The organism is Bradyrhizobium glycinis (assembly GCF_016031655.1).
In the GTDB taxonomy this organism is placed as follows: Bacteria; Pseudomonadota; Alphaproteobacteria; order Rhizobiales; family Xanthobacteraceae; genus Bradyrhizobium; species Bradyrhizobium glycinis.
The window spans coordinates 76,930-83,367 of sequence record NZ_JACCHQ010000032.1; the positions used below are offsets into that span (position 1 = coordinate 76,930).

Annotated in this window: 9 protein-coding genes; 5 read left to right on the plus strand and 4 right to left on the minus strand. The window is 65.4% G+C overall.

What is annotated here, in order from left to right; translation table 11 throughout:
- The first annotated feature begins 6 nt into the window (after nucleotides 1-6).
- The 4 genes from pyrF to HZZ16_RS32135 all read left to right on the plus strand — a co-directional run bounded on the left by pyrF (nucleotide 7) and on the right by HZZ16_RS32135 (nucleotide 2,788).
- Complete coding sequence (gene pyrF / locus HZZ16_RS32120; RefSeq protein ID WP_197954182.1) at nucleotides 7-717, plus strand: orotidine-5'-phosphate decarboxylase; 711 nt, start codon at nucleotides 7-9, stop codon at nucleotides 715-717.
- 24 nt (nucleotides 718-741) lie between these two features.
- Nucleotides 742-1,053, plus strand: coding sequence for a DUF1330 domain-containing protein (locus HZZ16_RS32125; RefSeq protein WP_036046075.1), 312 nt, complete (start codon nucleotides 742-744; stop codon nucleotides 1,051-1,053).
- A 269-nt stretch (nucleotides 1,054-1,322) separates the two neighbouring features.
- Nucleotides 1,323-2,138: a 4-hydroxy-tetrahydrodipicolinate reductase gene (gene dapB / locus HZZ16_RS32130; RefSeq protein WP_197954184.1), complete on the plus strand. Its 816-nt coding sequence runs from the start codon at nucleotides 1,323-1,325 to the stop codon at nucleotides 2,136-2,138.
- A gap of 26 nt (nucleotides 2,139-2,164) precedes the next feature.
- Entirely contained in the window at nucleotides 2,165-2,788 is a 624-nt protein-coding gene (locus HZZ16_RS32135) for a 2,3-bisphosphoglycerate-dependent phosphoglycerate mutase (protein ID WP_197954186.1), read from the plus strand.
- A 100-nt stretch (nucleotides 2,789-2,888) separates the two neighbouring features.
- Here the strand turns inward: HZZ16_RS32135 and HZZ16_RS32140 are convergent, their stop codons facing one another.
- Together HZZ16_RS32140 and HZZ16_RS32145 are read right to left on the minus strand one after the other, a co-directional pair.
- On the minus strand, nucleotides 2,889-3,785 hold the full coding sequence (locus HZZ16_RS32140; RefSeq protein ID WP_157287299.1) for a methylated-DNA--[protein]-cysteine S-methyltransferase: 897 nt from the start codon (nucleotides 3,783-3,785) through the stop codon (nucleotides 2,889-2,891).
- Nucleotides 3,786-3,839: 54 nt separating this feature from the next.
- Entirely contained in the window at nucleotides 3,840-4,373 is a 534-nt protein-coding gene (locus HZZ16_RS32145; RefSeq protein ID WP_197954188.1) for a DUF2244 domain-containing protein, read from the minus strand.
- Nucleotides 4,374-4,395: 22 nt separating this feature from the next.
- On the opposite strand from HZZ16_RS32145, the gene nth reads away from it, so the two are divergent.
- Nucleotides 4,396-5,148 carry an endonuclease III gene (gene nth / locus HZZ16_RS32150; protein WP_197954190.1) on the plus strand — a complete coding sequence of 251 codons (753 nt, stop codon included), beginning with the start codon at nucleotides 4,396-4,398 and terminating at the stop codon, nucleotides 5,146-5,148.
- A gap of 20 nt (nucleotides 5,149-5,168) precedes the next feature.
- Here nth and HZZ16_RS32155 read toward each other — a convergent pair whose 3' ends face one another.
- Both HZZ16_RS32155 and HZZ16_RS38470 read right to left on the minus strand, forming a co-directional pair.
- A complete protein-coding gene (locus tag HZZ16_RS32155) occupies nucleotides 5,169-5,909 on the minus strand; it encodes a sulfate transporter family protein (RefSeq protein WP_197954193.1) in 741 nt (246 codons plus the stop codon).
- A 255-nt stretch (nucleotides 5,910-6,164) separates the two neighbouring features.
- Nucleotides 6,165-6,438: ISAs1 family transposase (locus HZZ16_RS38470; RefSeq protein WP_197954195.1), on the minus strand; the 274-nt coding region annotated here is incomplete at its 5' end.

Here is a 6,438-nt window from a genome sequence, read left to right on the forward strand (position 1 = left end):
GGTGACATGACGCCAGCCGAGATCGCCCCGAAGGACCGCCTGATCATTGCGCTCGATCTGCCGAGCGTTGATGCCGCGGAGGCGATGATCGCGAAGCTCGGCGACAGCGTCACGTTCTACAAGATCGGCTACCAGCTCGCTTATGCCGGCGGCCTGCCGCTGATCGGCAAGCTCGCCGACAAGGGCAAGAAGGTGTTCGCCGATCTCAAGATGCACGACATCGGCAATACGGTGACGCGTGGCGTGGAGAGCGTCGCCAAGCTGGGCGCGACCTTCGTCACCGTGCACGCCTATCCGCAGACCATGAAGGGCGCCGTCGAAGGCCGTGGCAGCGCCAGCCTGAAGATCCTCGCCGTTACGGTGCTGACGTCCTACAACGACGACGATTTGCATGCGGCGGGGTATCGGCTCAGCGTGTCGGAGCTGGTCGAGGCGCGTGCGCAGCAGGCGCAGGTGCTCGGTGTCGACGGCCTCGTGTCCTCGCCTGAGGAGGTCGGGGCCTTGCGCAAGATCGTCGGCCACCAGATGAGCCTCGTCACCCCCGGCATTCGTCCGGCGGGCGCCGCCAGCGGCGACCAGAAGCGCATCATGACTCCGGGCCGTGCGATCGCCGCGGGGGCGGATTATCTCGTCGTCGGGCGTCCGGTTGTGGAAGCCGCCGATCCCAAGGCCGTCGCGGACACCATCCACGCCGAGATCGCGCAAGCGCTCGGCTAACCACCAACAACAGGGAGAACAACAATGGCAAAGGGTTACTGGATCGGGCGTGTCGACGTCAGCAATGACGAGGGCTACAAGCCCTACGCGATTGCCAACGGCCCGATCTTCAAGAAATGGGGCGGCCGTTTCGTCGTCCGCGCCGGCAAGTTCACCACCGTCGAAGGCGCCAGTCGCAACCGCAACGTCGTGATCGAATTCCCTGACTACGAGACCGCGCTCGCCTGCTACAACTCGCCGGAATACCAGGCCAACATCAAGGTGCGCCAGCCGCACTCGATCGCCGACCTCATCGTCATCGAAGGCTACGACGGCCCGCAGCCGCAGGACGGCTGAGGCTCTCTTCCTTACCCTCCCCTGGATTCTTACCCTCCCCTGGAGGGGGAGGGTCGCTGAGCATGTAGCGAAGCGGAATGCGCAGCGGGGTGGGGTGATCTCTCCACACGGCACTGTTCGTCGCGGAGGGACCGTCACCCCACCCCGCTCGCGCTGCGCGCGATCGACCCTCCCCCTCCAGGGGAGGGTTGGAGCATGCCGCGTGTTCGGCGGCCTCGGTTGCCGGAACTGCCTCCCCCCGCTACAACGGCTCCGAAGAGGATCACACCATGTCCGACATGCGCTTGATTGTTGCGGGGGCCGGTGGCCGGATGGGCCGGGCGCTGGTGCGGGCGATTGCCGAAAGCAAGGGCGCGGTGCTGGCGGGCGCGCTGGAGGCGCCGGGCTCCGAGCTGCTCGGCAAGGATGCCGGCGTGCTCGCCGGCCTGCCCGCCAACGGCATCAAGCTCTCCGCCGATCTCTGGGCGATGTGCAAGGAGGCCGACGGCATCCTCGACTTTACCGTGCCTGCCGCAACCATCGCCAACGTCGCGATCGCCGCCGAGCGCGGCCTCGTGCATGTCATCGGCACGACCGGCCTGTCCGGCTCGGACAATGCCGTGATCAAGAGCGTCACCAACCGCGCGGTGGTGGTGCAGTCGGGCAATATGAGTCTCGGCGTCAATCTGCTCGCCGCCGTGGTCAAGCGCGTTGCCAAGGCGCTCGACCAGAGCTTTGATATCGAGATCGTCGAGACCCATCACCGCATGAAGGTCGATGCGCCCTCGGGCACGGCGCTGATGCTGGGCCAGGCCGCAGCGAGCGGCCGCGGCGTCACCCTCGATGACCATTCCGAACGTGGGCGTGACGGCATCACCGGCGCGCGCCGGCCGGGCAATATCGGCTTCGCCTCCTTGCGCGGCGGCACCGTGGCCGGCGACCACAGCGTGACCTTCCTCGGCCCGTTCGAGCGCCTGACGCTGTCGCATCAGGCCGAGGACCGCATGCTGTTCGCCCATGGTGCGCTCAAGGCGGCGCTGTGGGCGCACGGCAAGCCGCCGGGGCACTACACCATGGCCGACGTGCTCGGCCTCGACGATATCTGATCCAATCAAGCAACGGAAAGCAGTCAATGAGCGAACGCCTTCTCGTGCTCGTGCGCCACGGCCAGAGCGAATGGAATCTGAAGAACCTGTTCACGGGCTGGAAGGACCCCGACCTCACCGAGCTCGGCGTGAAGGAAGCCAAGGAAGCCGGCCGCAAGCTGAAGGCACAGGGCCTGGTGTTCGACATCGCCTTCACCTCGGTGCTGACGCGCGCGCAACACACGCTCGATCTCATTCTTTCCGAGCTCGGCCAGACCGGTCTTCCGACTTCGAAGAATCTCGCGCTCAACGAGCGCGACTACGGCGATCTCTCCGGTCTCAACAAGGACGACGCCCGCAAGAAATGGGGCGAGGAGCAGGTTCATGTCTGGCGCCGCTCCTACGACGTGCCGCCGCCCGGCGGCGAAAGCCTGAAGGACACGCTCGCGCGCGCGCTGCCGTACTACGTGCAGGAGATTCTGCCCGGCGTGCTCAACGGCAAGCGCACGCTGGTTGCCGCCCACGGCAACTCGCTGCGCGCGCTGATCATGGTGCTGGAAAAGCTCTCGCCCGAAGGCATTTTGAAGCGCGAGCTCGCCACCGGCGTGCCGATCATCTACCGCCTCAATGCGGATTCGACGGTGGCCTCGAAGCTGGATCTGGCGTCGTAAGACCTGATGCCGTCATTCCGGGGCGGCTCGAAGAGCCGAACCCGGAATCTCGAGATTCCGGGTTCAGTGCTGACGCACTGCCCCGGAATGACGATGGACCCTACTGCAGCCCCAGCTGACCCGCCTCCCAGCCCAGCATCGCCTGCTTGCGGGTGATGCCCCAATGATAACCGGTGAGCGTGCCGCTTTTGCCGAGCGCGCGGTGGCAGGGCACGACGAAAGAGACCGGGTTCTTGCCGACCGCAGCGCCGACGGCGCGCGAAGCCTTCGGATTCCTGATGTTGCAGGCGATATCGGAATACGACACCGCACGGCCCATCGGAATCTTCAAGAGCGTCTCCCACACCCGCACCTCGAAATCGGTGCCGATCAGCACCACGCGCAGCGGCTGGTCCGGCCGCCACAGCTTTGGATCGAAGATGCGCGCTGCGAGCGGCGCGGTGCCTTCGTGATCTTCCACATAGGTGGCGTTCGGCCACCGCCGCGTCATGTCGGCGAGCGCGATCTTCTCCTCGCCGTGATCGGCGAAGGCGAGGCCTGACAGGCCGCGATCGGTGGCGATCACGATCGCGGTGCCGAACGGCGAAGGGTGGAAGCCGTAGCGCAGGGTGAGGCCGGCACCGCCGTTCTTCCATTCGCCCGGCGACATCGCTTCATGGGTGACGAAGAGATCGTGCAGCCGGCCCGGCCCGGACAGGCCGGAGTCCAGCGCCGCGTCAAGGATGCTGGCGGAATCCCTGAGCAGATTCTTGGCGTGGTCGAGGGTGAGCGCCTGCATGAAAGCCTTCGGCGTGATCGAAGCCCAGCGGCGGAACAGATGGTGCAGCTCATCCGGCGTCACGCCGGCGGCATCCGCCATCGCCTCGATGGTTGGCTGCGCGCGCCAATTCGCCGAGATGAAGGCGATCGCCCGCCGCACCGAATCATAGTCGCGCAAGGCGGCGTTCTGGGTGCCCGGCCTGGCCAGGCGCTGGTCATGTATCGCAAGGGTCATCATGACCGGAAATGTAGGGAAGGCACTGGCGCGAAACCACCCGATTTCCGACTGTGCTCAGGTCGCAGGATTATAGGTCGGGCCACGCCGCGCGGCGTTGAGAGCCACGACCAAGGCATTGTAAAAGCTAGCCTTTTCTTCCGGCCCGAGAAAGCCGGCGATGAGCAGGCGTTGGCCGCGGGAGATCAGATAAAGGTGCTCGATGCCGTATTCCTCATCGACCTCCTGGTCGAGCCGGACCCAGAGCGGATTGAAGGTCCATTCGGCAACCTGGCCACGATGGCTGACGCGACGCACCCGCAATTCCGACGGCGTCACCACGATCTCCTCGCTGGCCCGTGCCGCGCGAAAATTGACCTTGAAGGCCCACCAGATCACGAGCACGTCGAGACCGAAGAAACCGAACACCGGCCAGGCGCCCATCATCAGGAAAGCGAGGCCCGTGACGAAGCCGACGGCGCTCAGGAACAGCATCACGGCGAGAAAGCCGGTGCGGTTCAGCGAGCGGTGCGGCGTCAGCAGCGCGGAGAAAATCTGAGGCTCGTCCTCGCTTTCAGATCGCGCTCGCGCAATTTCGTTGCCTGTGCTCATCGTCCATCAGTATATCCCGATCATGGCGAAAATCACCCGCAAGCCGGTCCCGCGCAAAGCGGCAGTTCCGAAGAAAAAGGCAAAACCGGTCGCGACCAAGCCGAAAGCGCCCGCCAAGAAATCACTCAAGGCCGCAAAACCGTGGACGCCGGCCGAGGTCCACGAGGTCTTCAGCCGCTTCCGCAAGGCCAATCCGGAGCCCAAGGGCGAGCTCGAGCACATCAATCCGTTCACGCTCCTAGTCGCCGTGGTGCTGTCGGCACAGGCGACCGATGCCGGCGTCAACAAGGCGACGCGTGCGCTGTTCGAGGTTGCCGACACCCCGCAAAAGATGCTCGATCTCGGCGAGGAGCGCTTGCGCGACTACATCAAGACGATCGGCCTCTACCGCACCAAGGCCAGGAACGTGATCGCGCTATCGGCCAAGCTGCTCAGTGAATTCGGCGGCGAGGTGCCGCGCACGCGGGCCGAGATCGAATCGTTGCCCGGCGCAGGACGCAAGACTGCCAACGTCGTGCTCAACATGGCTTTCGGCGAGCACACGATGGCGGTCGACACCCATGTCTTCCGCGTCGGCAATCGCACGGGGCTTGCGCCCGGCAAGACGCCGCTCGACGTCGAGCTTGGCCTCGAAAAGGTGGTCCCGGCCGAATTCATGCTGCACGCGCATCATTGGCTGATCCTGCACGGCCGCTATACCTGCCTCGCCCGCAAGCCGCGCTGCGAAGTCTGCCTGATCAACGACCTCTGTCGGTGGCCGGAGAAGACGGTGTGAGCAGGCCGCGCCGGGCGCCGCTATCGCACCTGCCGTGCCGGCTCGATCAGCTCGGGCCGCGGGCCTGACAGGCGCTTGTGCATGTGGACCATGAAGGCCATGCCGAAGATCGGCGTCGCCAGATTGACGATCGGGATCGAGACGAAGGCGGCGATGAACAGGCCGGCGGTGAAGATGGTCGCGGCATTGTCGCGTCGCATGGCCTTGGCTTCCTCCGGCGAGCGGAAGCGCATCGCGGCGAGCTCGAAATATTCGCGGCCGAGCAGCCAGGCGGCGGCGAGGAAGAAGATCAGGAAGCCGGCGCCGGCGAACAGCACCAGCGGCAGCGCAGCGAGATAGACCAGGATGGCCACGAGCGCGGTCTTGATGCCCTCGAGCATCGCCTGGCTGAACGGCAGTGCGGTGCCCGGCCGCTCGGCGGGATAATGCTCGCGCTCGACGATGTCGGCGACGTCATCGACGAACAGGCTCGCCACCAGCGAGGTGATCGCCGGCATCAGGAAGATGCCGCCGAACACCACGCCGAGGCCCGCCGCGATCGAGACGATCCAGGAGAGAACCTCGAGCGAGGAATGCCAGCCCGGCCCGAGCAGGCCTTCCAGCCACACCTCGCCGGAGGTCGCAAACCAGCTGAGCAGCCGCTGCAAGCCGATCGCCAGCACGGTGATCAGCACCAGCGCGAGCCCGATCGACCGCCACAGGATCGAGCGCATCGGCGGTGAGACCATTTGCGACAGCGCCTTGATGGCGGCATCCAGCATGAAAGACCCTCTGAATAAGCACCTCGCGAGAGGTAGATACCCAACGCGGCTTCGGCAAGGGCGGCTGGCCGCTGCGAAGGTGGCGCGAGCTCTTGCTTACCCTCCCCTGGAGGGGAGGGTCGGCTCACATTGAGCGCAGCGAAATGTGAGACGGGGTGGGGTGATCTCTCCCCACGGGCACTGTTCGACGCGGAGAGACCGTCACCCCACCCCGCTCGCGCTGCGCGCGATCGACCCTCCCCCTCCAGGGTAGGGCTATCGCATATGAGCGAGGGCGGAGAGAAGGAAGTCGTTATTCCATCTGGCTTCGAGCATTTTGTGGCTGGTGCGGGCAGGTCCAGGTGTTGCCTGCAGCGTATTGATAGCCAGCTTGCGGATGGCTGCGAGGTTTTCGGCAGCATGGCCTTTCCGGCTGCGGCAAGCGTCCTCGTCGAACAGAACGTCGAGAACCCAGTGCAAATTGTTTTCGATGCCCCAATGAGCGCGCACGGCTTCAAGCAGCTTCTTGGCTGGGAGCGGACGCGATGCC